We start from the raw sequence: 24,714 nt of genomic DNA, 5'->3' as shown, positions 1-24,714 counted from the left end.
CTCGGCCGCCCAAGCCCCTGGAATCAGGCCCGCCCCGCGCTGGCAGGGCGCTTGCGATGGCCCCCTCCCGAAAGGGACGGGCCATGGACACGAGCGACACACGGTGGGGCGAGGCGCGGTGGGACACGGGGAAGCTCGTCCGGTGGAGCGTCCTCCACGTGGCGGCCCTGCTCGGCGGCGCGCGGTACCTGGAGTGGAGCGCCGTGGCGGTGTGGGCCGCACTCACGGGCCTGACGATGTGCCTGGGCGTCTCGGTGGGCATCCACCGCGGCCTCATCCACCGGGCCTTCCGCGCGCCGCTCGCGGTGGAGCGCGCGCTCGGACTGCTGGGCACCCTGGCGGGCCTGGGCGGCGTCATCGCGATGAGCCGCATGCACCACCTGCGTGACTTCCACCAGAACCAGCCGGAGGCGGACTGCCCCGAGTACTTCGGCTACCGCGACGGCTTCCTGAGCGCGATGAGCCACGCCCTCTTCCGCACGTGGCACCCGAAGAGGCCCACCGCCGCGGCCCCGGTGGAGCCCGCGGTGGCGGACGACGCCTTCTTCCTCGCGCTGGAGCGCTGGGGCCTGTGGCTCCAGGTGCCGCTGGCGCTCGGACTGTACGCGCTCGGCGGCCCCGCGTGGGTGGCGTGGGGCGTGTTCGTGCGACTGGCGCTCACGCAGGACGGCTTCTGGTTCGTCCACTACGTGAGCCACGTCGAGGGCGAGCAACCCTACGAGCTGCCCGGCTGCGCGGAGCAGGGCCGCAACGCGGGCTGGCTCGCCTTCGTCAGCATGGGGGAGTCGTGGCACAACAACCACCACGCGTGGCCACGCTCGGCGCGGATGGGCCTCGGCTGGCGCCAGCCGGACCCGGGATGGTGGATGGTGCGAGGGCTCGCCGCGCTGGGACTGGTGCACGACGTCAAGACGCCCGCGAACCTCCCGCCGCGCCCCGGCGTGAAGGAGCACCCCGCGCCCCCACGCGGACAGGGCCCCTGCCCCCGAGGCGCGCACGGCGTCGCGCTGTAGCGCCACCGTGTCAGAAGGCCCAGCCCAGGGACACTTGCAGTCGCTCATCGAAGGTCCAGCTCCGCCCCTTCGTGGTGCTGCTCACCTCGCCGCTTGGCAGCACCGGCTGACGGCTCTCATACCGGTCCGAGGAATGACGTGCACCCACGCCGACCCCCGCCTGCACCGAGAGCCCCTGTCCCAGGATGGCGGTGTAGCCCACCAGGGCCGCGCCCCCGAGCTGCAGGGAGCGGATGCTGCTCTCATTGCCCTCGTCCTCGACGACGAACTGCTCGTACTCGCGCCACTGGTGGATGACCTCCAGCTGCGGTGACACCCAGAGCCCCTCGGGCGCCGTCCCGGACAGGAAGAACCGGGCGCGCGGCACGACGCCCACCTGGAAGAGGGAGTCCCTCGTCTCCAGTCGCTGCTCCGTCCGCTCCAGGTCCCTGCTGCCATTCGAGACATGGAATCCGACGAGCAGCCCCAACCCCACGCTGACGCGCGGGGCCACCACCCGCTCCCCCTCCAACACCAGCTGTCCCCAGTCCGTGGGATTGACGGCGAGCCCCAGCACCGTCTTGCGAGGCACGGCCTCGGTCGACCCGGTGCTCGACGAATCGGCATGGGCGACGGCGGACGACAGCAACACCAGACACAGCGACGACATGACGCTCATGTGCGGAACTCCCCCTGTGCATGCAACACCCCGGGAGGGTCCTCCCTGGGCATCACGCGCCCACTGCAACGCGCGTGCACAACCCATTTCGAGAGGGAGCCGCGCTCGACGAGGACCGACGCCGAGGACAACCTGTCAGCACTCCGCGTTCCAGGGCCGGACATGCTGACAGCGATTCCGGGATTCGACGCAAGGCATTGCGCAGGAAACCCGCGGCCAGGGTTCTTCCCCGCGTTGACTCTCTCGTATGGGAATGGAGCCCTTCGATGTCGCGTTCGCGTGTGCTGTGGGTGGTGGGGTTGTTGGCGCTTGGCGCGTGTGGGGGTGAGGACCGCGAGCCCCAGGAGGAGCCGGGGAACAGGCCGCCGCCGGGCGGGTCCAATCCTCCCGTCACATATCAGCGCTCCAACGTGACGGGCACCTACGCCGTCACGGGCACGCTGCAGAGCAACGCTCCGGACGGGAGCGGGCACAACATCGCCAACCTCCGGGACTCCATCACCGTCTCGGAGAACACGAGTGGTCTCAACCTGCTGAGCATCAACATCGCCAGCATGAGCTGCGGCGGCGGCATCCGCGCGGCGATGAACGGGGAGCGCACGTTCGACGTCAGCGGGGGCACGTGCCCGGTGGACGTGGAGTCGGGCTGCACCGCGAGCATGAAGGTCAACGACGGGAGCGGCAGCCGTGACGCGGGCGGCGCCTTCCAGCTCGAACTGCGCGGCGAAGTCTCGATGACGTGCGGGCCGGTCTCCAGCCGCCGGATGTTCGTCATGAGACTGGCGGGCACGTCCTCCGGGCTGTCCGCCCCGGACACGACGTTCGAGAAGCTGTCGCTCGGGACGAGCATCTCCGACACGTTGGAGCTGCTGTCGACGGAAACCGGACACACGCCGTGACACGGACGGACGACGCGCCGTCGCCGTGAATTGCGTGACCGAGACGTCGTAAGAATACTCCGGCCCCAGGATTCCAGTCGGGAGCGGAGGATGTCGATGATGCGGATGCGCGTGGTGACGGCGGCGCTGTTGCTGGGGCTCGGAGCGTGTGGCGGAGGTGACGACGGCGGCGACGACGGCGGGACGGTGGACCATCGCCCCAACGTGACGGGCGCCTACGCCAGCACGGGGACGATGACCCTGGTCATCTTCGGCCAGTCGCAGACCAATGACTTCTCGGACACGATTCGCATCGCCGCGAGCGCGGGCTCCAACAAGTCGGCCCTGAACCTGCGCTCGGATGCCTTCGAGTGCGGAGACGGCTTCCCGGGCACCATGACCGGGGAGCGCGCGTTCTCCGTCCAGCAGACCGAGTGCCAGGTCCACCTGGACGAGCAGAACTGCGACGGGACGTTGACGGTGCGCTCGGGCACCGGCAACCGGGACGAGGCGGGCACGCTCCACCTCTCCATGAAGGGCGACTTCTCCTCGCGCAACTGCGCCCCCATCCCCGTCACCGGCCAGTTCACCATGGAGCTGACCGGCAACCGCACCGGCGAGTAGCCCTTGTGCCACCGCGCGCCCCGACGAGCTTCCGGGGCGCGCGTGGAGCCACGTGGCCAGGTTGCGCTGCCAGGAGTCCTTGGCGCGCTCCTCCGCCGCGTCCCCTGCCAGCCCTCGCCCACCCGCACCGCCGCCGCCACCACGGGCACCAACGCCCACGGCGCCAGCCGCCACGCCTCGCGCACGAGCCCCCTGGGGCGCAGCTTCTCCAGCAGGCTCACCGAGTCCGCCGCGCGTCGTCCGCTCAGCCGCACCGCGAGCGCCTGGGCGATGCCCAGCCGCTGCCGCATGCCTCCTGAACACTCCTTCACCTCGCGCTTCGCCGCGAACGTGAGGTCCAACCGCTCGAGCAGCTCCGCGCACACCTTGGCGGACGATGTCCACGCCCTCCAGCGTCACCTCACCCGACGTGGGCTCCAGCAGGCCGAACATCCCGAGCGGAATCTCCAGATCCACGCCACGCAGCGCGGACACCGGCCCCGGATACACCTTCACCCGCATGCGAGGGAGAGCATCGCTCCCTCCACGCAGACGACCTCCCGCCATTTCCCCGCCCTGAGGCGAACCGCGACGACGAAGGTCTTCATCTGAAAGGCAATCGGCTGGCGTTGAATCCCCGCTCGGCCCGAAAGCCAGACATCACCTCACGGCGCCGAGCGCACCAGCCGCAATGGCACGCGCGCCCCCGAGGCCGCCGCGGCCGAGGCCGCCAGCAGGGGCACCTCCGGCGACAGCGTCTCCGGCTTGCCGTGCGTGAGGAACTCCACCGCCGGCGCCACCACCTCCGGCGCATACAGGATGCGGTGGTGCCCCAGTCCCTGCGTGCGCGTCAGCCTCGCGCCCGGCCACGCCCGCGCCACCGCCTCCCCCGCGACGAGCGGCACCTCCCGGTCCCCCACGTCGTGGAACACGTGCAGCGGCACCTGCCCCAGCAGCGGCACGAAGTTCGGCAGCGCCAGGTCCTTGAGCCGCACGTGGAAGCGCCGCTCGATGCGCTCCTCCATCCGCATCCACACCCCGTCCGTCAGCCCGAAGGCGCGCGCGAAGGCCTGGATGCCCCCACGCGGGTCCGCTGGCGGCGACACGAACACCGCGCGCCCCACCTTCAGCCCATCCCGCATCGCCACCGCCGTGGCCGCCGCCCCCAGCGAGTGCGCCACCACCGCGTACGGCCCCCCCGTCGCCCTCGCCACGTCCGCCACCACCTCCGCCATCTCCGGCAGCGAGCTGGTCCGCCCCGACGAGCGCCCATGCCCCGGCGCGTCGTACGTCACCACCGAGAACCCCGCCGCCACCAACGGATCCACGAACGCCGTGAGCTGCCCGCCGTACCCGCTCCACCCATGCACCAGCAGCACCCGCGGCCCCTCGCCCCAGCTCCACACCGCCACCTCCTCGCCACCGAGCGTCAGCATCCTCGGCTGCCCCCGCGCCAGCACCGCCTCCGCCGTCCGGGAGCGGTGCGGCCGCCACGGCGTGCGGAACCGCTCGTCCGCCCACGCCGCCGTCAGGCCGGGCGCCACCGTCCCCGCCCCCAACGCCGCCGCACGCATTCCCCACTTCGCCAGTTTAACGCGAACGTTCGTGCTATTTTCCGCCATGACGAGGTCCTCCTCGGAGGGACACAGAGCCTTTGAAGAAGTCAGGAGCCCGTGGGACGGGCGGCGCGCAGCAGGGCCTCGAAGCCGCGGCGGGCCCAGGTCTCCGCGCGGGGCTCCTTCAGGAGCCGGGCGGCGTGGTGGAAGCCCAACAGCAGGGCGTTCTCGTCGTGGGCGAACTGCTCCACGTCCACGTCCTTGTGGAAGTGCCCCTCGGCCACGGCGATGCGCGCGGCCTGGGCCAGGCAGTCCATCCAGTCGCGCTGCGTCTGCACCAGCCTGTCGCGCGCGGGGCCCGGGGCGTCATCCAGCTCCGTCGCCGCCGCCACGAAGATGCACCCGCCCTCCGGCACCAGCTCCCGCTCCCACGTCAGCCAGTTCTCGAAGAGCGCCCGCACCCGGGGCTCGCCGCGCGGCTGCATCAGCGCCGGACGGATGACCCGCTCGGTGAACAGCGCCGTGGCCGCCTCGAGGATCTCCACCTGGAGCGACGTCTTGGAACGGAAGTGCGCGAACAGGCCGCTCTTGGAGAGCTGCAGCTCCTCCGCCAGCCCGCCGATGCTCAGCCCCTGCAGGCCCACCCGGCTGGCGAGCTGGATGGCCCGCTCGAGAATCGCCTGATGGGTGAGCTCGCCCTTGCGCATGGCGCCTTTCTAAACGCCCGTGCTTTTTTCCGCAAGTCGACGGCGATGCGGAGGCTCAGCCCTCGGTGTTGCGCAGGAAGTCGGCCACCTGGGCGAAGCGCTCGTCCAGGAAGCGGCGCAGGCCGCCCGTCACGCCCCGGGCATCCATGGCGCGCTGCATGGCCCGAAGCCAGGCATCCCGCATGGACAAATCCACCGGCACATGGCCATGGCGCATGCGCAGCCGCGGATGCCCATGGCGCTCCGCGTAATGCTGGGGTCCTCCCAGCCAACCCATGAGGAACAGGCCGAAGCGCTCACGCGTGCCAGGGTTCACCCGGCCTTCGGCATCCAGTTCGTGCAGCTTCGCCAGGGCGGGCTCGTGGGCATCCATCGCGTCATAGAACGCGCCCGCCAGCGCCATCGCCGCCTCCGCGCCGCCCAGGCGCTGGTACGGCGTGTCCTCCAGCGAGGGAACCCAGTCATCCGAGGCAGGAGCGTTGAGCTCCAAGGGCTTCAAATCAACAGACATGACTTCCTTCAACGGCACGCGGGGCCCGGCGGCTTCCCTCTCGTACTGCTCGTCACGAGCGCTCGCACCGCCGCCATCAGAGGTGTCGAGCGGGCGACAGGTTGGCAGTCCCGCCGTGCGTTGCCCATCGAAGAATTGACCGAGGCGAGAATCGATTGCTAGAGCCTCGCTCCACCCGTGCCCCCCACCGACCCCCGCCTGCCGGACCCGATGCAGGCCGCGCCCCTGGTGTGGGTGCTCGACGACAGCGCCGGAGAGACGGAGGCCATCCTCCGCGCGCTCACGCCCATCTGCCAGGTGGTGACCTTCACGGATGGCGCCGCGCTGCTGGAGGCGCTGGGTCAGGGCCGCACGCCGGACGTGCTCGTGCTGGACTGGTACCTGCCAGGGATGACGGGCCTGGAGGTGTGCCGCTTCGTGCGCCAGGGCTCCACCACCGCGCTGCTGCCGGTGTTGCTGCTCACCGTCAACACCCGCGCGGCCGACGTGGTGGAGGCGATGGCCGCGGGCGCCAATGACTATGTCTTCAAGCCCTTCCGCCCGCTGGAGCTCCAGGCGCGCGTCACGGCCCTGGCCAGCCACGAGCGCAAGCGGCGCCAGCAATTGGAGGACGAGCGCGCGCGGCGGCTGCTCGCGGAGGGCACGCTGACGGAGATGCAGGCGGCCGAGGAGCGCGCGTGGCGCAGCGAGCTGCGCTTCCGGCTGGCCGCCCGGGCCACGCGGGACGCCGTCTGGGAATGGGACCCGCGCACGGGCGCGGTGGATTGGACGAGCGGCCTGCACGAGCAGTTCGGCTATGCCTCCTCCCTCATCCGGGACACGCGTGCCTGGTGGGAGGAGCGGCTGCACCCCGAGGACCGCGAGCGCGTGGTGCGAGGCCTGCGCCTGGCGGTGTCCAGCCAGAGCCACGAGTGGCAGGAGAACTACCGCTTCCAGCGCGGCGACGGCACCTGGGCGCACGTGGTGGACCGCTGCCACATCGTCCGCGACACCGAGGGCATCGCGGTGCAGGTCGTCGGCGCCATGCAGGACGTCACCGAGATGCAGCAGACGGAGTCGGAGCGCCTGCGCCTGCTCGCGGAGGTGCACGCCCAGGCGGACTTCGAGCGGCAGCTCATCGGCATCGTCAGCCACGACTTGCGCAACCCCCTGGGGGCCATCACGCTGGCGGCGTCGCTGCTGGCGCAGACGCCGGACGCGGACGAGCGGCAGCAGCGCAACGTGCAGCGCATCCAGCGCGCGGCGGACCGGGCCACGCGGATGATTCGCGACCTGCTCGACTTCACGCGCGCGCGCCAGGGCCGGGGCCTGCCGGTGTACCCGAGGCTGATGGACCTGCACGAGGTGGTGCACGCGGCGCTGGACGAGTTGCAGGTGGCGTGGCCGGACCGGCGCATCCTCTCCGAGTACACGGGCAACGGCGTGGGCCAGTGGGACCCGGACCGCGTGGCGCAGGTGCTCGGCAACCTGGTGGGCAACGCCATGCAGTACAGCGCGCCGGACACGGTGGTGCGCGTCGTCGCGCGGGGCGAGGACTCGGGCGGCGTGGTGCTGGAGGTCCACAACCAGGGCCTGCCCATCCCCCTGGAGCTCAAGTCGCGCATCTTCGAGCCGCTCGAGCGCGGCCTGGAGCGGCCCGAGGACCGGGGCATGCGCAGCATCGGCCTGGGGCTCTACATCGTGCGCAGCATCGTCGTGGCGCACGGCGGGACGGTGGACGTGCGCTCCACGCAGGACGACGGCACCACCTTCACCGTGCGCCTGCCGCGACAGGCGCCCGTCGCCCTCGTGCCCCAGGACGACCGGGGCGACAAGGCCGCGGGCTAGTCCACCCAGCGCTTCGGTCGGCGCTTGAGCGTGGTGACGCCCAGCCTGTCGCAGAGCGCCTCGAACCGCTGGCGAGGCACGCCCGCCCAGGCCACGTCCGCGAGCGTCCTCGTCCCGGGCAGCGGCGCGTCCTCCACCAGAGTGGCGAGCTTGCGGTACAACAGCGCGTCCTCACGGTGGGCGCGCAGCGTGGCGGCCAGCTTGTCCGCGCCGCGCGGCCGCACGGACCAGGTGGAGGCGTCGTCCGGAATCGCCTCCAGCCGGCCATACGCGGACACGAGCGCGGACGCGCCCTTCTCCCCGAAGCCGTCCAGCCCGGGGATTCCGTCGGCGACATCGCCCATCAGCGCCAGGAGGTCCGGCACGCTCGTGGGCGGCACGCCCAGCTTCGCGCGCACCGCGTCCTCGTCCAGCACCTTCTCCTGTCGCCGGTCCACCTGCACCACGCGCTGGCCGCGCACGCACTGGCCCAGGTCCTTGTCCGGCGTGCAGATGCGCACCTGCTCCACCTCGCCGCCAAAGCGCGCCGCCGCCGTGGCCAGCGCGTCGTCCGCCTCGTGCTCCTTCATGGACCACACGCGCACGCCCAGCGACGCCACCGCCTCCTCGGCCAGGTCGAACTGCGCGCGCAGCTCCGGCGGCACGCCCTCGTCCCCCTTGTAGTCGGCGAACAGCCTGTTGCGGAACGAGCGGATGGGGTTGTCGAACGCCACCGCCACGTGCGTCACCGCCTCGTCCGCGTCGTGCAGCAGCATGAGCAGCGACGACATCAACCCCACCGTCGCCTTCACGTCCTGGCCATCCGGCGCGGCGTGGCCCGGCCGGGGCGAGAAGTGGGCGCGGTACAGCTCGTACGTGCCATCCACCAGGTGCAGACGCATAGGCCCCACGTCCTATCGCTTGCGACGACGGGCGGCCAGCGCGCGCTGCGGCACCGTCACGCGGCTTGGCGAGCGCAACCCCTGCCCGCCCCACCCCGGGGATGCCCGGTCCCTCCCCATGCGGCCTGTGCCCTCGTGGATTGCCGCGCTGTCGGCCCGAGCACACTTCTGGACCTGGGGCGCGACACCCGCGCTCCGTGGACCGACGGCTGGAGGTAGACCGTGCGCCCGAAGCTGCTTGCCGCGATGCTGTGCGCCACCCTGTTGGGGTGCGCCAGTCAGAGCGTGAAACCCACCTCGAACACCCGACGGACGGAGGCGGTGGCCTCCATGCGCGCCGCGGAAGGAGCCGGCGCAGCGCGCATCCCGGAAGCCGCGCGCCATCTGGAGTTCGCCCGCCAGCAAGTCAACCATGGCGAGCAGCTGCTGATGGACGATGACGCGGAAGGCGCGGAGCTGAGCTTCATGCAGGCGGACGCGGACGCGGACCTCGCGCTGGCGCTCGCACGCGCGCTGCCCATGGAGCAGCAGGCGAAGAGAACCACCCAGCAGGCCGAAGCGCTGCGGCGCGGCCTGCAGTGAGCCCCAGTCCGGGAGGAGACCGTCATGGCAGGCAGCAAACATGGTTGGAAGGCCCTCGTCGGAGCCTCGGCGCTCCTCGTGGCGGGGAGCGCGAGCGCGGCCGCGCCGAAGGAGCTGGTGGAGGCCCGCGCCGCCTATCAACAGCTCGCGGCGAGTCCGCAGGGGCGTGAGCGTCCCCGCGACGTGGCCGAGGCCCGCGACGCCCTGCGCGCCGCCGAGCGCGAGTACCAGCGCGACGAGAAGTCCCAGCGCACGCGGGTGCTCTCCTACGTGGCCCTGCGCAAGGCGGAGACGGCGGGCGCCTGGGGCATGGCGGACATCGCCGCGCGCCAGCAGGCCCAGGCGGAGGTCGCGCTGAACCAGGCCCAGGCGCTCCAGGAGCAGCAGCGCCTGGCGCAGGCCCGTCAGCAGGAGGGCGAGCTGCGGCTGTCCGAGGAGGCCGCGCGGCGTCAGCAGGTGGAGCAGGAGGCGCAGCAACTGCGCGCCCAGAACGAGGAGCTGCAGCGACAGGCGCAGCTGCTCCAGGGCCAGCAGCAGACGCAGAGCCAGGCGGACCAGCAGGCCGCGCAGCAATTGGAGGCGGAGCGTCAGGCGCGCGTGGAGGCCGAGCGACAGGCGGCCGAGGCCATCTCCAAGCTGGACCGGGCCAACAAGGACCTGAAGGTCCGCGAGGAGGCGCGAGGCACGGTGCTGACGTTGTCGGGCAGCGTGCTCTTCGCGTCCGGTGCCTCGGACCTGCTGCCGGTGGCGAGAGACCGGCTGGCGGACGTGGCCCAGGTGCTGAAGGAAGGGGACCGGCCGCTGCTCATCGAGGGACACACGGACTCGCAGGGCTCCGACGCCCTCAACGAGCGGCTGTCCTATCAGCGCGCCGAGCGGGTGAAGGAGTTCCTCATCAACCAGGGCGTGCCCGCCAACCGCATCGAGGCGCGTGGCATGGGTGAGTACCGGCCGGTGGCCTCCAACTCCACCGCCGAGGGCCGCGCGAACAACCGCCGCGTGGAGATCATCCTGGAGCGCGGAGGCTCGCGCGCCGTCGGCGGCAGCGGCCAGGAGCAGCCCGGCACGGGCGGCTCCTCGAGCGGCGGCGAACAACAGCAGCCTGGCACCGGCGGCTCCTCGAGCGGCGACGAGCAGCAGCAGGCGCCGGAGTCGGGCGCGGTGCATGACGAGGATTTGGGGGACGTCCAGCAGCCCGGCACGGGCGGCTCGGGCGACACCTCGGAGAGTGGCGGCCAGCAGGACACGTCCGACGACCACCACCAGTTCCATGGCTCGGGCGACGGTGCGAGTCAGGACGTGCGGCAGTAACGCCTCACCGCTCCCGCTCGGAGAAGACGCTCCGGGCGGGAGCTTTCTTTTCCGGGGGCGTGCGGGACAGCGCGTGGCGCGTTAGCTTCCGCGGCCGCCGACACGCCATGGACTCCGACAAGCCCATCGTCCTGCTCACCACCGAGCGCCTGCGCATCACCCAGCTCCCTCCGGACGGGGCCGCGCGCGTCGTCGCCTACCACGAGGCCAACCGCGAACACCTGGGCCTGGTGTCCCCCTCGCGGCCCGGCAACTTCTACACGCTGACGTACTGGCGCACGCGGCTGGCACAGGACCTGGAGGACGCGCGCTTCGACCGCTCCCTGCGCCTCGTCGTGCTGCCTCGCGACGCGCCGCCCTCCTCCGCGCCCGTCATCGGCAACATCTCGCTCGCGCACATCCGCCGAGGGCCCTTGCAGGCCACGGACCTGGGCTACGGGCTGGACCATCGCCACGAGGGCAAGGGCTTGATGACGGAGGCCCTGCGCGCCGTCTGCGCCCACGCGTTCCACGGCATGGGCCTGCACCGCATCCAGGCCAACCACCTGCCGGAGAACCTGCGCAGCGCGGCGGTGCTGCGCCGGCTGGGCTTCGTGGTGGAGGGCTACGCCCGCGACTTCCTGGAGATCAACGGCCGCTGGAGGGACCACGTGCTCACCTCCCTCGTCGCCCCCGAGGACAGGCCCGGCGCCCGCTAGGCCCCCCTCGCGAGACATTCGTCCGCGTCCACCGACTCACCGTCCCAGCCGGAGCGAAGACGCACTGGCCACGCGGTCCCGGAGCGTCTACGGACAACGAGGACTGGAGGTCGGCACATGGCGTATCTCTTCCTGCTCGGGGCCATCGCCTTCGAGGTGGCCGCGACGAGCCTGATGAAGTCCACCGAGGGCTTCACCCGGCCGTGGCCCACCGTGGCGTGCCTCACCGGCTACGGCGTGGCCTTCGCGCTGCTCTCGCAGGCGGTGAAGCAGGTGCACATCGGCGTCGCGTACGCGATGTGGTCCGGGCTGGGTACCGCGGCCATCGTCGTCATCGGCGTCACCTTCCTCGGCGAGGCCATCAACGTCACCAAGGTGGCCGGCATCCTGCTCATCATCGGCGGCGTCGTGCTGCTCAACCTGCGCGGCGCCCACTGAGGCCACGGGCACCGTCTCAGCGGGGCAGGAGCGACGTCCTGGCCGCGCCGCCGGCCGAGCCGGAGGGCAGGTGCGCGTCCATCCACTCCACCGTGCGCCGCATCCGGTCCACCACGTGCTCGGGTTTGCGCAGGGTGTGGCCCTCGTCCGCGTAGACCACGAGCTGCGTCTTCACGCCCAGCTCCTTCAGCGCGCGGTGGAACTCGTGCCCTTGCGTCACGGGCACCTCCAGGTCCCGCTCGCCGTGCAGCACCAGCGTGGGCGTGCGCGCCAGCTTCACGGAGTTGATGGGGGAGCTGCGCGTGTAGATTTCCGGCTCGTCGTACAGGGACGCGCCGAAGTACGGCTTCATCCACGCGTCGATGCGGTTGGTGCCGTAGTAGCTCTGCCAGTTGGAGATGCCCGCGCCCGCCACCGCCGCGCGGAAGCGCTGCGTCTGCGTCACCGCCCACATCGCCATGAAGCCGCCGTAGCTCCACCCCGTCACGCCCAGCCGCGCGGGGTCCACCGGCGCGCGCGCCAGCACCGCGTCCACGCCGGACAGGATGTCGCGCAAGTCTCCAAAGCCGAAGTCGCGCCGGTTGGCCTGCGCGAACTCGGCCCCCTGGCCGAAGCTGCCCCGGTAGTTGGGCAGGAACACGTAGTAGCCGCGCGCGGTGAACATCAGCACGTCCGGACGGAAGCCCGGCACGACGCCCGCCGCGGGCCCGCCGTGCACCATCGTCACCATGGGCGCCCGCACACCGGGGGGCGGCATCATCGACGGAGGCGGCGCCACCAGCCAGCCCTGCACCTCCGCCCCGTCGCTCTTCCACGTCAAATCCCTCGCCTCGCCCACCAGCGCGCGCAAATCCTCCTCGCGCCGCGTGACGCGCTCCCACTCCCCCACCGGCCCCACCCAGAGGTTCTGCGCCCTGGAGAACGACTCGCGCACCACCGCGCTCACCTTGCCGTCGCGCGACAGCGACAGCCCCACCTGACCGCGCGCGCTGATGCGCTCGGCCCCCTTCCACAGCACGCGCGGCTCACCCTGCTGCGTCGGGTCCACCGTGGCCACCGCCGACTCGCCCCGCACCTGCGCGCCGAACACCAGCGAGCGCGACGACACCCACTCGAGCGACATCGCCGTCGCCTTCATCCCCGCCGTGAGGTTGCGCGCCTTGCCGCCGTCCAGCGGCACCAGCATCACGTCCCCGCCGTTGGAGCCGTGGTCGCTCATCAGCCCCTCGATGACGGCCACCTGCTTGCCGTCGGGGCTCCAGGTCGGCTCGGTGAGCTGCCACTTCGGCGCGTATAGCACGCGCGAGCGCGCGCTCGCCGTCTCCACCACGTGCAGCTTCGCCAGCCACCAGCTCGCGTCCCCCGGCGGCGGCGCGCCGGTGTACGCCAGCCGCGCCGCGTCCGGGCTCCACGCGAACTCGTAGACGAAGGTCTGCTCCGGCGTGACGAAGCGGTGCGAGCCCTCCGCCACCGACACCACCGCCACCCGCTGCACCGGATGCGACTCGCGCACCACGCCCGTCTCGCGCGCGCCGGGACCGCGGGGCCCCAGGGCCTGCGCCGCGCCCTCGCCCTGCATCACCAGCACCCCCACCGACGCGCCGTCCGGCGACCAACGGGGCGAGGCGATGGGGCTCTCGAAGGACGTCAGCTTCGTCGCGACGCCCTCCTGCAAATCCGCCACGTACACCTGTGTCCTGCCACGCTGGTGCCCGTCCGACAGGAACAGCAGCCGGCGCCCCTCCGGGCTCCACTGGATGGAGGACTCGTCGCACGTCTTGCCCTCGGGACAGGCGCTCACCAGCAGCGCCTTCGGCTCGCGTGCGCCCAGCTCCATCGCCTGGATGAGCGTGCCGCCCGTCGCCGCCACCTCCACCCACGCCAGCCACTCGCCGTCCGGAGACACCGCCACCTGCTTGAAGCGCGTGGTGCGTCCCATCACACCCAGCAGGCTCTCCACCGACGGCTTGCTCGACTTCGCCGCGCCCCCTCGCGGGACGCTCACCGCCAGGTCGAACGCGGACGGCGCGGGCGCCGACTCCTGCGCGACGACGGGCGCCGCGAATCCCAGCACGGCGACCAGGGCCAGCATTCTCGCCACCATCCGAATCAACACGTCCCCCCACGGGTCAGGAAGAGGCCACCAGACTACATGAGTGGGACGGCGCTTCGCGCCCATTCCCAGCCCACGCCGCATTCGTTGGACCTCGGAAATTTGGGCGTGCGAGCACAATCCCTCACGTCCATCCGCCAACGAAGCACCGGACATCTTCCGCGTCGCGCCGGCGCGGGCGTGGACACTGCCGGCCATGGCACGGACCGAGATGGAGAAGATGCTGGCCGGCGAGCTGTACAACGGCTGGGACGCGCAGCTCACGGCGGCGCGCTCACGGGCGCGGCGGCTCTTGCGCGCCTACAACGACACGCTCATGGAGGACGAGGACCTGCGCAAGCAGCTGCTCGGACAGCTGCTGGGACAGGTGGGCGAGGGCGTCTACCTGGAGCCGCCGTTCCACTGCGACTACGGCACCTTCATCCAGCTGGGCAAGCGCGTGTACATGAACTTCCAGTGCGTCATCCTGGATTGCAACCGGGTGACGATTGGAGACGACGTGTCCTTCGGCCCCAACGTGCACATCTACGCGGCCACGCACCCGCTCGACGCGGACGAGCGCATCAAGGGCCCGGAGCTGTCCAAGCCCGTCACCATCGGCGCGAAGACGTGGGTGGGCGGCGGCACCATCATCCTCCCCGGCATCACCGTCGGGGAGGGCGTCACGCTGGGCGCCGGCAGCGTGGTGACGAAGGACGTGCCGCCCCATGTCCTCGCCGCGGGCAACCCCGCCCGCGTCATCCGCGCGCTGCGCTGACGGACTTCAGCGCTTCGTCATGTCGAACAGCGCGCGCGCCTGCGGACCCAGGAAGCCGTCGAAGTCCGGCGCGCGCTGCGCAATCTCGAAGTACGCGTAGGGCCAGGGGCGACGGCCTCCCTCGCGCAGGGCCACCGACAGCGGGGCCGCCTGGGTGGCCGTCTGCCTGAGCGACGTGCCCGGCGCGCCCTCGATGTCCGCCTTCATGGGCACGCCCGCCTCCCGCATGCGGTGCTGCCACGCCTCCACGTCATCCACGGAGCCGGTGAAGTGGTTCACCTTGCGGCCGAAGGCGAGCAGCCAGGCGCCGTACTGCGACTCCTTCTCCAGCTCCAGCAGCGCGGCCTCCGACGGCGGCGGCGGCGAGCAGAACCACGACGCCAGCGCGTCCACGTCCTCGGGCGGGGGCGGGTCGTCCGGCAGCGTGGCGAGCAGCTCCCGGGCGCGCGGCGACAGCTCCTCCGACTTCAGCTCGGAGATGAAGACGCGCGGCAGCCCCTCCGGGTGCGACAGGTAGATGGCGGACAGGTGCGCGTCGGGGAACGTGTACGCCCCCGCCGGCTTCCAGCCCAGCCGCTCGAAGGGCCGCGAGAACAGCGCGATGCCTCCGCCGGGCCGGGCCAGCGAGCGCAGCGCGACGTGGTCATTGCGGAAGCTGCCCCCGGAGAGCTGCACGAAGGTGCGCGCGTACGGCACCTCCGAGGCATAACGCTCCCAGAGGAGGTCCAACAGTCGGGTGGCCTGTGAGGTCGACATGGCGGAGCAGTCTAATCCGCCAGGAAAAGTGCGGCGGCGCGCGGCCCCGAGCCCTTGGAGGGGATTTCGTTCGGAGACGCGCGCCGCGCGCTAGAGACTCGCCTTGGAGTTTCGAGTCTCTGTGTCCTTGTCCTTGGTATGCATTGACTTCCGTACCGGCCCGCTCCGCACCACTTGAAGTCGTGCGGCCAAATAGGGTGTGACGTTGGAAAACGCCAGCGCGACGCAAGAGTGAGCATCAAAGTCCCATTGCGCCAGCCTGTAGCCCCACTAATTGACACAATTGTGAACGTAAAGTTTCGTCCCCGCTGTGCCCGCACCGCCGGACTGAAACGAAAACCCCCGAGCGAGCCCGCGTGCGCACCACCTTCCGAGAAGGAGAGCGGCGCGGATGACCTCGTCCCCTCTCGATTTCTCGCCGCTCGGAAGGCACATGGCGGCCTGCCCTCGGGGTTGACGCGCCGCTCCATGCGGCGTGGAGCAGGTCAGTGGAGGTGCTCGGGGTACATGGGCAGGCCGTGGAAGAAGCGGCGGCCGGACTCGAAGCGGCGGTGGAAAGAGACGCGGTCCTCCACGTAGAGGCGGGCCATGTCCTCCTCGCCGTAGGCGCGGAAGAAGGCGGCGCGAGCCTCGTCGCAGGCGCCCTCGTACTCGGCGAGCAGGGCCTCCCAATCCTCGGGGGGCGGCTCGTCGGCGTCGTGCCACACGCCGTCCTCCATGCCGTACTCGCGCTCCATCAGGTCCAGCTCCAGCGCGAGCCGCTGGACGCGCGGCACCTCCGTCAGCGCCTCGTCCGCCATGGCGGTGAGGATGTGGGCCACCAGGAAGAAGCCGGCGTCCGGCGGTACGACGCCCTCCTCGCGCGCGGCGCGAAAGGCCACCAGCAGCTGCGCGTCCATCGCGTCGTCCCCGAGCTCCAGGAGCCGGGCGGCGAGTCCACGCCACTTCTCCTCTGTCTCGCGGGCCTCCTGGAGGGCCCGGCTCAGCTCGGGGTCTCGGGTCTTCTTCATCGCGTACTCCTATCGGGAATGCACCGAAGCTCTCATCCAGGTCTGACGTCCGGCCCCTCGCCTCGCGGACGTGGGGGGCCGGGGGTTGCTTCAATCCGCGTCGTCGGTTGGACGCGGGCGCCCGGCGGCGTGTCGGGTGGTGGACGCCCGGGTGTCCGCGCGTCCATGCTGCCCGGCACCGTGCCGCTCACCTCGCGTCCCCGCGCTCCCTCCGACGACGGCTTCCTCTTCGACCTGTACGCCAGCACGCGTGCGGGCGAGCTGGCGACGTGGGGTTGGACACCCGCGCAGCGCGAGGCGTTCCTGCGCATGCAGTGGTTGGCGCGCGGGCGCGACTGGGCCGTGCGCCATCCGACGGCCGAGGACCGGGTGGTGTTGGTGGCGGGTCAGCCCGCCGGCAGGCTGCTGGTGGACCGAGGTGCGCGGGAGTGGCGATTGGTGGAGATCGCCCTGCTTCCCTCCCACCAGGGCGGTGGACTGGGGACACGGCTCTTGCGTGAGCTGTTGGACGCGGCCACCGAGGCCCGGGTGCCCGTGCGGCTGCACGTGCTGCACGACAGTCCCGCGCGCGAGCTGTACGCCCGGCTGGGCTTCCAGGAGGAGCCGTCCTCACAGCCCCCGGACGCGGGGCCGCCGTATGTCGCCATGCAGTGGAGTCCCGCGCCGCGCGCGGGGTGAGGGCCAGGAGGGCCGTCTCGGGGGAAACGCGCCATGCCTCGAAGGACGAACGGGCCTCGCGCCGATTGCGCGCGAGGCAGCCCGTGTCCTTGAGGCAACGGACCGCCTCGCCTTCGTGGCCCGCGTGATTACCGCGGCCCCCTCCGACACGAAGGCGAGTCGTTCCGCCCGGCTTCAGACCGCATCCACTGCGACGCCGCGTCATGGGCTCCGTGAGGAGCCGCGCGGCGCGCGCCGGGATGCACCGCCGCCCGGAGGTGGGCCGACCTCCCGGGGTGCAACCTCCGCGGGCGACACGAGGCACCCGCACACGAGGGCCGGGCGTCCTGTCGCTTCCGCGAAGTCCTGCCGAGGCGAAGCCCGCTCGGGCCGCCTCACCGTCAACATGAACCGCGTGGCTCCGCGCGCCGCCGCGAGGTCCTCACGCCCCCCCGAGGAGACCTCGGAGGATGCCGTGCTCCACCGCCGGTCCGGAGGGACCGACGATGGCCGCGACCCACGACCCTCGATGAGACCTCGGGGGAGGAGGCCGCGCTCCACCGCCGGTCCGGAGGGACCGACGATGGCCGCAATCGACTCCCTCGAATCAGAGGAAGAGGTTCTCCGGGGTCGGCACCACCGTCTGGATGACGTAGCCATCCGCGCCCGCGCCGGGCTGGATGGGGGTCGTGGTGTTTCCGCCACCACCCGAGCCACCCGCGCCGCCCATGGCGCCACCACCACCGCCCGCCTGGATGACCTGGCTGGCGCCAGTGGGAAGCGCCGTCGTCCCGGCCGCGCCGCCGGTGACGACGAGGCCGCCGGTGATGGTGGGCGCAACGGAGGAGACGACCTGGATGACGCCGCCGCCACCGCCGCCGCCGCCGCCCTTGCCCGCGCCGCCCAGGTTGTTGCCGTTCACGCCGGGGCCGCCCTGCGCGCGGACGAAGCCCTGCACGACCACGCCGGCCTTGCCGAGGATGACCACCACGCCACCCGCGCCGCCACCGGCGCCGGGGGTGTTGTCGAGCACATTGCCACCCGACGCGCCCGAGGCATTGATGACGCCCGTGCCCTGGATGCGCACGGTGCCCTGGGACAGGATGACCAGCGAGCCACCGCCGCCGCCGAACGGACCCGCCACGGTGCGCGCGCCCGAGCCGCCGCCCTTGTTGCCGGGCCGCAACAGCTGCGCCGCGTGGACGGGCGACACGCCGAGCCCACCCGAGGGCTCACCCGCCGGAGCGCGGGACAGGCCCGAATCCGCCCCGCCCGGGCCGGTGTCCAACGAGCCTGGGTCGACGATGATGGTGCCGCTGATGGTGACGTCGCCCGTGGCCCGGATGACGGTGCCGCTCGGGACGATGAGCGTGCCGGAGACGTTCACGGTGGTGAACTGCATGTGGTGCCGTCCCGCGAGGGTGGAGAACCCGCTCACCGTGGTCAGGTCGACCGTGTTCGAGACGGTGTACGCACCGGCCGAGCCATCACCGAACACCCCCGTCGAGCCCGCCGGCCCCTGAGGACCCGTGGCGCCCGTGGCACCCGTCGCGCCCGTGGCTCCCACGGGGCCCTGCGCGCCCGTGGCGCCGGTGGCACCCGTCGCGCCCGTCGCGCCAGGCACCCCCTGCGGCCCCTGGGCTCCGTTGCACACGTAGCGCGTCAGCGCCGCGTTGACCTCGCCCGCGTCCAGCACGCCGTTGCCGTTGGCGTCCTGGCCGAACTGCAGCCGCACGCCACCCGTCGCGCAGTTGGCTCCAGCAGCCTCCGCGGCCGTGGCCGCGACCGAGTGGATGCCCGCGGCGCCCTGCGGACCCGTCTCGCCGCGCAGGCCCTGCGGACCCTGGGGACCCTGCGCCCCCGTCTCGCCGCGCGGGCCCTGCTCGCCCTGGGGACCCGTCTCTCCTCGCGGGCCCACCGGGCCCACCGCGCCGGTGTCACCGCGAGGCCCCTGCTCACCCCGGGGACCCACCTCGCCTTGAGGACCCACGGGGCCCTGCGCGCCCGTCTCACCCCGCGCGCCCTGCGGACCCTGGGGGCCGTTGCACACGTAGCTGGTCGCATCCACCTCGTCTGTGTCCAGCGTCCCATCGCCGTCGTCGTCGACGCCGGTGTCGATTCTCACGCCGCCCGTCGCGCAGTTGGCGCCAGCGTCCTCCACGGACGTGCGGGCCAGGGAGCGCTTGCCCTCGGGCCCTTGAGGACCGGCGGGACCACCCGCGGGGCCCTCTGGCCCCTGCGGCCCCTGCGGCCCCACCGGGCCGACAGCGCCCGTGTCACCCTTCGGTCCAACGTCCCCCTGCGCGCCCGCGGGACCCTGTGCCCCCGCGGGTCCCTGCTCACCGGCAGGCCCCGCGGGTCCTTGCGGTCCCTGCGGCCCCTGGGGCCCCTGCTGACCTTCGTCACAGCCGGTCAACGACAGCAGCGCCACCACGGGTAGAGCCGTCAGCCACCGCGACCAGGTCGCGGCGCCTTGCCATTTCATCTGAGCCATTGATGCGTCTCCCCTCTTGTCGAACCTCGGCGCGCGAGCCAGAGCAAGTCACGAGCCAGGATGGATTATCGAGCCGTTCGCCGCCGACCCACCAGGGCGGGCGTGCTTGTGATTCGAATCCCGCCCGCCACGGAACGCCCGTTCGCGTTCCCTCGGGACGCGGCGCCGTCACACCGGAACGCATGACGCACGCGGACGGGAAATCCCTTCGTGGGCGCCCCTCCTCGTGAAGCAGGGACCGACACACGGCCCTGATTCGTTCCCGACCCAGGAGGAAGGGCTGGCCGATGCTTTGCTCTGGTGTGTGTGACGCGTACTCATTGGCGCGTGAAACACACACACGAAAGGTGTACCCATGTCCGAGCCATACATTGGTGAAATCCGCATGTTCGCGGGCAACTTCGCGCCGCGCGGTTGGGCCTTCTGCCAGGGGCAGATCCTCGCCATCGCGCAGAACACCGCGCTGTTCTCGATTCTGGGCACGACGTATGGCGGCAACGGGCAGACGACGTTCGCGCTGCCGGACCTGCGCGGTCGCTATCCGATGCAGCCGGGCCAGGGGCCGGGGCTGTCGCCGCGGACGCTCGGCGAGCAGGGTGGCAGCGAGACGGTGACGCTGATTTCGAACCAGATGCCGCAGCACACCCACAGCCTCAACGTCAGCTCGCAGCAGGGTGACACGGAGACGCCGGTGGGCACGGTGCTCGCGGCGGACAACAACGGCACCATCTTCAACTACCGCGCGGCGCCCATCGACGGGACCATGAACCCGGCGGCCATCGGCATCGCGGGCGGCAGCCAGCCCCACAACAACATGTCGCCGTTCCTCTGCCTCAACTTCATCATCGCGCTGGAAGGCATCTTCCCCTCGCGCAACTGACGCCTCCCGCGTCACGGCCAGGCGCGTTCCCCTCACGCGCCAGCTGTCGACCCGTGGACAGGCCTCGTGATGGCCGGGCGTCGGGCTGGAGCCCACTCCACAGCCGGGCCGCTCCGGGCATGCGGGCACTGGCGCTCCTGCCCCATCGTGCTTACCGCGACACGGTGAACGGTGAGCCGGGGCCCGGGGGTACGGTGGCGGAGCAGGATGGAGCCAGACAGCGCTCTCAGGTGACACCGAAGACGGTGTTCACCGTGTGTTTCGCGGTGCTGGCGGTGGTGGCGCTCGTGGTGCTCGTGGTGCGCACGCGCGTGGCGCTCACGTTGACGGGCATCGCGGCGCTGATAGCGCTCGCGCTGGAGCACGGCGTGTCGCGGCTGGAGCGCTGGCGGGTGCCGCGCGCGCTGGCCATCGCGTTGATGCTGGCCGGCGCCCTGACGGTGCTGGCGACGCTGGCGCTGCTGGTGATTCCGGCGACGGCGGCGCAGGTGGACGCGCTCGTGGTGCAGTGGCCGCAGCTCTGGCAGGAGGTGCGCGACTCGCGCCCGTTCCGAGGGCTGAACCAGCGGCTCCACAACCTGGGCTGGATTCGCCCGCTCGAGGACGCGACGCCGGAGCTGGCGACGGGGACCTTGCCCTCGCTGCTCATGTACGCGCTGGGCAGCATGGTGGGGCTCGTCGGCGGCGCGCTGAGCGTCTTCTTCCTGGTCGTGTTCATGCTCGTCTTCGGCGGCGGCCTGCTCAAGCGGCTGCTCGACCTGCCCAAGCCCGAGCACCGGCTCCGCTACGTGCGCGTGATGCGCAACGTGTATCGGGCCACGGGCGGCTACCTGACGGGGCTCACGCTCATCTGCACGTTCAACGCGCTGCTCACCTCCGCGGTGCTCGCGGCCATGGGCGTGCCGTACTTCCTGCCGCTGGGCATCATGAGCGGCTTCTCCAGCATGGTGCCCTACGCGGGCCCCGTGGTGGCCGGCGGCTTCATCACCCTGCTGACGTGGGCCACGGGCGGCATGTGGATGGCGCTGGGCGTGCTCGCGTACTTCGTGCTGTACGGACAGCTCGAGGGCAACGTGCTGGCGCCGCTCGTCTTCCGGCGCACGGTGCACGTCAACCCGCTGCTCATCCTGCTCGCGGTGCTCTTCTGCGCGGAGCTGGGCGGCATCGTCGGCGCGGTGGTGGCGGTGCCCGTCGCGGCCACGGTGCAGATCATCTTCCGGGAGATCCTCCTCTTCCGGCAGGAGCGCCGCATCGCCAGGCCCGAGTCTCCACCACCGCCCTCCGTGCTGACCTGAGTCACCCAGGCTGACTCGAGACAGTGGCCGCTCCACGCGGCGGACCTCCGCAGGCACGGCCGCGAGCGACACGCGTCCCGGTGAGACCCGAAGCGGCGAGCGCCTCAGCCGCCCGCCACCTCGCGCAGCGACTCCTCCATGCCGCCCAGCAGCTCGTCGAGCGCTGTGTCCGGGATGTTCAGCGCGGGGGCGATGTACACGGTGTCGCCGAGCGGGCGCAGGTACAGCCCCCGCTTGCGCGCGGCCTCGTACACACGCCATCCACCGCTGGCGAGATAACCACCGCCGCCCAGGTCCACCGCGCCCACCATGCCCACGGCGCGCGGGCGCACCAGGCCCGGAATCGTCGCGGCCATCCGCTCGAACGCGGCCTTCACCTTCGGCGCCTTGCGCGCCACCTGCCCCAGCACGTCCTCGTCCCGGTACACCGCGAGCACCTCGCGCGCGATGGCCGCGCCCAGCGGGTTGCCGCAGTACGAGTGCCCGTAATACAGCGCCCGCGACGACGCGCCGAGGAAGCCCGAGAAGATGCGCTCCGACGCGAGCGTCACCGCGAAGGGCATCAGCCCGCCCGACAACGCCTTCGCGAGGCAGAGCAGATCCGGCACCACACCCGCCAGGTCCACCGCGAAGCGCGCGCCCGTGCGCCCCAGGCCGGTGAAGACCTCGTCCGCGATGAGGAACGTGTCCACCCGGCGGGTGGCCTCGCGCACCGCGCGCAGGAAGTCCGGCGAGTACATCTGCATGCCGGAGGCGCCCTGGATGACGGGCTCAACGATGACACCCGCGATGTCCTCCGGGTGCTCGCGCAGCGCGGCCTGCACCTGGGCGAAGGCGCGCTCCCAGCCGCCCTCCTCCGCCGGCGACGGCACGTGCACCACGTCGAACAGCAGCGGGCCGAAGATGTCGCGGAACTCGCGCACGCCGCCCACACTGGTGGAGCCCAGCGTCTCGCCGTGGAACGCGCCCGTCAGCGTGATGAAGCGCGTGCGCTTGGGCTGCCCGTTCTGCGCCCAGTACTGCGCGGCCATCTTGATGGCCACCTCCACCGCGGTGCTCCCGTTGTCCGAGTAGAAGACGCGCGACAGGCGCTCCCCCGAGGGGAGGTCCGCGCGCTGTGCGCCCGGGGCGATGGCGACCAGCTCGGCGGCGAGCGCGGCGGCGGGCTCGTGCGTGATTCCGGCGAGCGAGACATGGGGCAGCCGGCCCGCCTGCTCGACGAGGGTGCGCACCAGCCGAGGGTGACGGTGGCCCAGGGTGGACACCCACCAGGAGCCGTTGGCGTCCAGGTAGCGCCGCCCGTCGACGTCGAAGAGGTAGGCCCCCTCCGAGCGCGCGATGACCAGCGGGTTCGTCCCCGCGATGTACGCCTCCATGGCGGTGTACGGGTGCCAGACGTGCTGCTTGTCCAGCTTGACGATGTCGGCCCGCTCCATGGGTGTTCCCCTTCCCTGCGTGTGACGTGTAGGCGGAGCGCTCCGTACCGGAAACCGGGCCCCTTGCGCCGCGCGTCAACGCGGCGGGCCACACGTTGGACTGATGGGGGCCTGAAGCCGGGGGCCATCCGAGGGTCCGCGGGAGGCATCTTCCGGCCCGGGATGACGTGGCCATGACATGGGCGGTGTTGGCTCTCCTGGACACCGAACCGGGAAAAGCGCCATGGCCGTCCTCATCTTCTTCGTCTCGCACTGGCTGCTCTGCGTGTTCTTCCAGAGCTTCTTCCAGCACCGGTACGCCGCGCACCGCATGTACACCATGGGTCCGCGCACGGAGCGGGTGATGCACCTGCTCACCTACCTGGTGCAGGGCTCGTCGTACCTGTCGCCCAAGGCCTACGCGATTCTTCACCGCGAGCACCACGCCTTCTCGGACACGGAGAAGGACCCGCACTCGCCGCACTTCTTCACGGACGTGTTCCGGATGATGCTGCACACGAAGAAGCGCTACGACGACTTCGCGTCGGGCAAGGGTGAGACGGAGAAGCGCTTCCTCGGGGGCTATCCCGAGTGGCCGCTGGTGGACGACACGCTGCGCAACTCGTGGGTGGCGACGCTGGGCTGGGTGGCGTTCTATTCCTCGTTCTACGTGCTGTTCGCCACGTCGCCCTGGCAGTTCCTGCTGTTGCCGGTGCACTTCCTGATGGGGCCGGTGCACGGGGCCATCGTGAACTGGTGCGGCCACAAGTACGGCTACCGGAACTTCGACAGCAGCGACAAGTCGCGCAACACGCTGCCGGTGGAGGTGCTGTGCATGGGTGAGCTGTTCCAGAACAACCACCACAAGTACGGCAGCAGCCCGAACTTCGCGGCGCGCAGGTTCGAGGTGGACCCCACGTGGCAGGTGATGCGCGTGCTGGCGAAGCTGGGCGTCATCCGCATCGCCACGCCCCAGCGCGCGGTGTGGCCGGAGCCCCGCGAGACGGCGCGTGAGGCAAGCGCCGCCCGGGCGGCCTGAGGCCTCTTCCAGACTTCGAAGGACACGTCGCGCCGAGGGGATGACCGTCCCCCCGGCGCGCGCCTTTAATAGTGCACTTCATAGCCCCTAACAAATGTCAGAGCAGAGGCGGCGGAGCAGCAGATACAGCAACCAAGGACGAGGAAGCCAAAGTGGACGTCGTCCATGCGTTCGTCACGGCCTCGAAGTCTGGAGAGTTAGTTCTTCCAGGCCAGGGCGCGCTGCACTACTCGGCGGTAGCGACCCGATCGCTCCTTCGATTCAACGCCCGGACGGACGAGGAGTCGATGGAGGCCCGGGAGAAGTCGACCCTACCGCGTAGTCCCAGTTCGTCGAGCAGCCGATCCTGGAGGCGCTCCCACACCCCAGCACGGGTCCATTCCTCAAGCCGGCGACAGGCCATCATGCCCGACTGCTTGTGGGGCAGGATCTCACAGGAGATTGCGCTGCGAAGCACGAAGACGATGGCTTCCAGCGCCGCCCTGTCGTCCGCTCGGGGACGCCCTATCTTCTTCTTGGGACGAGGTGGATGCAGCAAGGGAGCCACGCGCTGCCAGAAGGCGTCAGGGACGAGTTCGCGGAACCATCCCCCAACCTGGGGATGGTCCGTCCCTTCGAACAACCCATCCCTGACT

The 24,714-nt window shown here is 71.4% G+C and carries 24 protein-coding genes; 13 read left to right on the top strand and 11 right to left on the bottom strand.

Annotated elements, in window-relative coordinates; translation table 11 throughout:
- Positions 1-83 precede the first annotated feature (83 nt).
- Entirely contained in the window at positions 84-1,013 is a 930-nt protein-coding gene (locus tag K8625_RS06645; protein WP_223782198.1) for a fatty acid desaturase, read from the top strand.
- A gap of 10 nt (positions 1,014-1,023) precedes the next feature.
- Here the strand turns inward: K8625_RS06645 and K8625_RS06640 are convergent, their stop codons facing one another.
- On the bottom strand, positions 1,024-1,671 hold the full coding sequence (locus K8625_RS06640) for a hypothetical protein (protein WP_223782197.1): 648 nt from the start codon (positions 1,669-1,671) through the stop codon (positions 1,024-1,026).
- A gap of 266 nt (positions 1,672-1,937) precedes the next feature.
- Here K8625_RS06640 and K8625_RS06635 point away from each other — a divergent pair, with 266 nt between their 5' ends.
- Together K8625_RS06635 and K8625_RS06630 are read left to right on the top strand one after the other, a co-directional pair.
- On the top strand, positions 1,938-2,570 hold the full coding sequence (locus tag K8625_RS06635; RefSeq protein WP_223782196.1) for a hypothetical protein: 633 nt from the start codon (positions 1,938-1,940) through the stop codon (positions 2,568-2,570).
- 90 nt (positions 2,571-2,660) lie between these two features.
- On the top strand, positions 2,661-3,173 hold the full coding sequence (locus K8625_RS06630; RefSeq protein WP_223782195.1) for a hypothetical protein: 513 nt from the start codon (positions 2,661-2,663) through the stop codon (positions 3,171-3,173).
- Between the two features lie 644 nt (positions 3,174-3,817).
- Here K8625_RS06630 and K8625_RS06625 read toward each other — a convergent pair.
- From K8625_RS06625 to K8625_RS06615, 3 genes are read right to left on the bottom strand one after another with little or no spacing between them, the layout of a single operon-like run.
- Positions 3,818-4,774, bottom strand: a complete 957-nt coding sequence (locus K8625_RS06625; RefSeq protein WP_223782194.1) for an alpha/beta fold hydrolase — start codon at positions 4,772-4,774, stop codon at positions 3,818-3,820.
- Between the two features lie 41 nt (positions 4,775-4,815).
- Entirely contained in the window at positions 4,816-5,415 is a 600-nt protein-coding gene (locus tag K8625_RS06620; protein WP_046710528.1) for a TetR/AcrR family transcriptional regulator, read from the bottom strand.
- 55 nt (positions 5,416-5,470) lie between these two features.
- On the bottom strand, positions 5,471-5,926 hold the full coding sequence (locus K8625_RS06615; protein WP_046710527.1) for a cyanoglobin: 456 nt from the start codon (positions 5,924-5,926) through the stop codon (positions 5,471-5,473).
- Positions 5,927-6,103: 177 nt separating this feature from the next.
- Here K8625_RS06615 and K8625_RS06610 point away from each other — a divergent pair, with 177 nt between their 5' ends.
- Entirely contained in the window at positions 6,104-7,753 is a 1,650-nt protein-coding gene (locus K8625_RS06610) for an ATP-binding protein (RefSeq protein WP_223751455.1), read from the top strand.
- Here K8625_RS06610 and K8625_RS06605 read toward each other — a convergent pair.
- Positions 7,750-8,634, bottom strand: a complete 885-nt coding sequence (locus K8625_RS06605; RefSeq protein WP_223782193.1) for a 5'-3' exonuclease H3TH domain-containing protein — start codon at positions 8,632-8,634, stop codon at positions 7,750-7,752. The two genes, K8625_RS06610 and K8625_RS06605, sit on opposite strands and share 4 nt — an antisense overlap.
- A gap of 222 nt (positions 8,635-8,856) precedes the next feature.
- Here K8625_RS06605 and K8625_RS06600 point away from each other — a divergent pair, with 222 nt between their 5' ends.
- The 4 genes from K8625_RS06600 to K8625_RS06585 all read left to right on the top strand — a co-directional run bounded on the left by K8625_RS06600 (position 8,857) and on the right by K8625_RS06585 (position 11,663).
- A complete protein-coding gene (locus K8625_RS06600) occupies positions 8,857-9,216 on the top strand; it encodes a DUF4398 domain-containing protein (protein ID WP_046710524.1) in 360 nt (119 codons plus the stop codon).
- A 24-nt stretch (positions 9,217-9,240) separates the two neighbouring features.
- On the top strand, positions 9,241-10,527 hold the full coding sequence (locus tag K8625_RS06595) for an OmpA family protein (RefSeq protein ID WP_223782192.1): 1,287 nt from the start codon (positions 9,241-9,243) through the stop codon (positions 10,525-10,527).
- Between the two features lie 107 nt (positions 10,528-10,634).
- Positions 10,635-11,225, top strand: coding sequence for a GNAT family N-acetyltransferase (locus K8625_RS06590; protein ID WP_223751458.1), 591 nt, complete (start codon positions 10,635-10,637; stop codon positions 11,223-11,225).
- Positions 11,226-11,342: 117 nt separating this feature from the next.
- Positions 11,343-11,663 carry a multidrug efflux SMR transporter gene (locus K8625_RS06585; protein ID WP_223782191.1) on the top strand — a complete coding sequence of 107 codons (321 nt, stop codon included), beginning with the start codon at positions 11,343-11,345 and terminating at the stop codon, positions 11,661-11,663.
- 16 nt (positions 11,664-11,679) lie between these two features.
- Here the strand turns inward: K8625_RS06585 and K8625_RS06580 are convergent, their stop codons facing one another.
- Positions 11,680-13,755: a S9 family peptidase gene (locus K8625_RS06580; protein WP_223782190.1), complete on the bottom strand. Its 2,076-nt coding sequence runs from the start codon at positions 13,753-13,755 to the stop codon at positions 11,680-11,682.
- Between the two features lie 217 nt (positions 13,756-13,972).
- On the opposite strand from K8625_RS06580, the gene K8625_RS06575 reads away from it, so the two are divergent.
- Entirely contained in the window at positions 13,973-14,533 is a 561-nt protein-coding gene (locus K8625_RS06575) for a sugar O-acetyltransferase (RefSeq protein ID WP_223782189.1), read from the top strand.
- Positions 14,534-14,539: 6 nt separating this feature from the next.
- Here K8625_RS06575 and K8625_RS06570 read toward each other — a convergent pair whose 3' ends face one another.
- Together K8625_RS06570 and K8625_RS06565 are read right to left on the bottom strand one after the other, a co-directional pair.
- Positions 14,540-15,289, bottom strand: a complete 750-nt coding sequence (locus K8625_RS06570) for a DUF1338 domain-containing protein (protein ID WP_046710520.1) — start codon at positions 15,287-15,289, stop codon at positions 14,540-14,542.
- Between the two features lie 485 nt (positions 15,290-15,774).
- Complete coding sequence (locus K8625_RS06565) at positions 15,775-16,299, bottom strand: hypothetical protein (protein ID WP_141329688.1); 525 nt, start codon at positions 16,297-16,299, stop codon at positions 15,775-15,777.
- Between the two features lie 165 nt (positions 16,300-16,464).
- Between K8625_RS06565 and K8625_RS06560 the strand changes: the two genes are divergently transcribed.
- Positions 16,465-16,977, top strand: coding sequence for a GNAT family N-acetyltransferase (locus tag K8625_RS06560; protein WP_223782188.1), 513 nt, complete (start codon positions 16,465-16,467; stop codon positions 16,975-16,977).
- Positions 16,978-17,563: 586 nt separating this feature from the next.
- Here the strand turns inward: K8625_RS06560 and K8625_RS06555 are convergent.
- Positions 17,564-19,450 (bottom strand): collagen-like protein, encoded by a 1,887-nt coding sequence (locus K8625_RS06555; protein ID WP_223782503.1) that lies wholly within the window; start codon positions 19,448-19,450, stop codon positions 17,564-17,566.
- 355 nt (positions 19,451-19,805) lie between these two features.
- Here K8625_RS06555 and K8625_RS06550 point away from each other — a divergent pair, with 355 nt between their 5' ends.
- Together K8625_RS06550 and K8625_RS06545 are read left to right on the top strand one after the other, a co-directional pair.
- Positions 19,806-20,330 (top strand): phage tail protein, encoded by a 525-nt coding sequence (locus K8625_RS06550; protein ID WP_223751463.1) that lies wholly within the window; start codon positions 19,806-19,808, stop codon positions 20,328-20,330.
- Positions 20,331-20,575: 245 nt separating this feature from the next.
- A complete protein-coding gene (locus tag K8625_RS06545) occupies positions 20,576-21,625 on the top strand; it encodes an AI-2E family transporter (protein ID WP_223751464.1) in 1,050 nt (349 codons plus the stop codon).
- Between the two features lie 104 nt (positions 21,626-21,729).
- Here the strand turns inward: K8625_RS06545 and bioA are convergent, their stop codons facing one another.
- Positions 21,730-23,061, bottom strand: coding sequence for an adenosylmethionine--8-amino-7-oxononanoate transaminase (gene bioA, locus K8625_RS06540; protein WP_223782187.1), 1,332 nt, complete (start codon positions 23,059-23,061; stop codon positions 21,730-21,732).
- A gap of 223 nt (positions 23,062-23,284) precedes the next feature.
- On the opposite strand from bioA, the gene K8625_RS06535 reads away from it, so the two are divergent.
- Positions 23,285-24,079 carry an acyl-CoA desaturase gene (locus K8625_RS06535; protein ID WP_223782186.1) on the top strand — a complete coding sequence of 265 codons (795 nt, stop codon included), beginning with the start codon at positions 23,285-23,287 and terminating at the stop codon, positions 24,077-24,079.
- Between the two features lie 226 nt (positions 24,080-24,305).
- Here K8625_RS06535 and K8625_RS44390 read toward each other — a convergent pair whose 3' ends face one another.
- On the bottom strand, positions 24,306-24,701 hold the full coding sequence (locus K8625_RS44390; protein WP_223782185.1) for a transposase: 396 nt from the start codon (positions 24,699-24,701) through the stop codon (positions 24,306-24,308).
- Between the last annotated feature and the right edge of the window lie 13 nt (positions 24,702-24,714).

It is taken from the genome of Myxococcus sp. AS-1-15 (assembly GCF_020037055.1).
In the GTDB taxonomy this organism is placed as follows: domain Bacteria; phylum Myxococcota; class Myxococcia; order Myxococcales; family Myxococcaceae; genus Myxococcus; species Myxococcus fulvus.
The sequence above is the reverse complement of the archived record's forward strand: the minus strand, read 5'-3'. Positions and strand labels throughout refer to the sequence as shown.

Coding starts and splice junctions, on each gene's coding strand:
- K8625_RS06645 (WP_223782198.1), top strand. CDS start 84: ATGGACACGAGCGACACACGGTGGGGCGAGGCGCGGTGGGACACGGGG.
- K8625_RS06640 (WP_223782197.1), bottom strand. CDS start 1,671: ATGAGCGTCATGTCGTCGCTGTGTCTGGTGTTGCTGTCGTCCGCCGTC.
- K8625_RS06635 (WP_223782196.1), top strand. CDS start 1,938: ATGTCGCGTTCGCGTGTGCTGTGGGTGGTGGGGTTGTTGGCGCTTGGC.
- K8625_RS06630 (WP_223782195.1), top strand. CDS start 2,661: ATGTCGATGATGCGGATGCGCGTGGTGACGGCGGCGCTGTTGCTGGGG.
- K8625_RS06625 (WP_223782194.1), bottom strand. CDS start 4,774: ATGGCGGAAAATAGCACGAACGTTCGCGTTAAACTGGCGAAGTGGGGA.
- K8625_RS06620 (WP_046710528.1), bottom strand. CDS start 5,415: ATGCGCAAGGGCGAGCTCACCCATCAGGCGATTCTCGAGCGGGCCATC.
- K8625_RS06615 (WP_046710527.1), bottom strand. CDS start 5,926: ATGTCTGTTGATTTGAAGCCCTTGGAGCTCAACGCTCCTGCCTCGGAT.
- K8625_RS06605 (WP_223782193.1), bottom strand. CDS start 8,634: ATGCGTCTGCACCTGGTGGATGGCACGTACGAGCTGTACCGCGCCCAC.
- K8625_RS06595 (WP_223782192.1), top strand. CDS start 9,241: ATGGCAGGCAGCAAACATGGTTGGAAGGCCCTCGTCGGAGCCTCGGCG.
- K8625_RS06590 (WP_223751458.1), top strand. CDS start 10,635: ATGGACTCCGACAAGCCCATCGTCCTGCTCACCACCGAGCGCCTGCGC.
- K8625_RS06585 (WP_223782191.1), top strand. CDS start 11,343: ATGGCGTATCTCTTCCTGCTCGGGGCCATCGCCTTCGAGGTGGCCGCG.
- K8625_RS06580 (WP_223782190.1), bottom strand. CDS start 13,755: ATGCTGGCCCTGGTCGCCGTGCTGGGATTCGCGGCGCCCGTCGTCGCG.
- K8625_RS06575 (WP_223782189.1), top strand. CDS start 13,973: ATGGCACGGACCGAGATGGAGAAGATGCTGGCCGGCGAGCTGTACAAC.
- K8625_RS06570 (WP_046710520.1), bottom strand. CDS start 15,289: ATGTCGACCTCACAGGCCACCCGACTGTTGGACCTCCTCTGGGAGCGT.
- K8625_RS06565 (WP_141329688.1), bottom strand. CDS start 16,299: ATGAAGAAGACCCGAGACCCCGAGCTGAGCCGGGCCCTCCAGGAGGCC.
- K8625_RS06560 (WP_223782188.1), top strand. CDS start 16,465: ATGCTGCCCGGCACCGTGCCGCTCACCTCGCGTCCCCGCGCTCCCTCC.
- K8625_RS06555 (WP_223782503.1), bottom strand. CDS start 19,450: ATGGCTCAGATGAAATGGCAAGGCGCCGCGACCTGGTCGCGGTGGCTG.
- K8625_RS06550 (WP_223751463.1), top strand. CDS start 19,806: ATGTCCGAGCCATACATTGGTGAAATCCGCATGTTCGCGGGCAACTTC.
- bioA (WP_223782187.1), bottom strand. CDS start 23,061: ATGGAGCGGGCCGACATCGTCAAGCTGGACAAGCAGCACGTCTGGCAC.
- K8625_RS06535 (WP_223782186.1), top strand. CDS start 23,285: ATGGCCGTCCTCATCTTCTTCGTCTCGCACTGGCTGCTCTGCGTGTTC.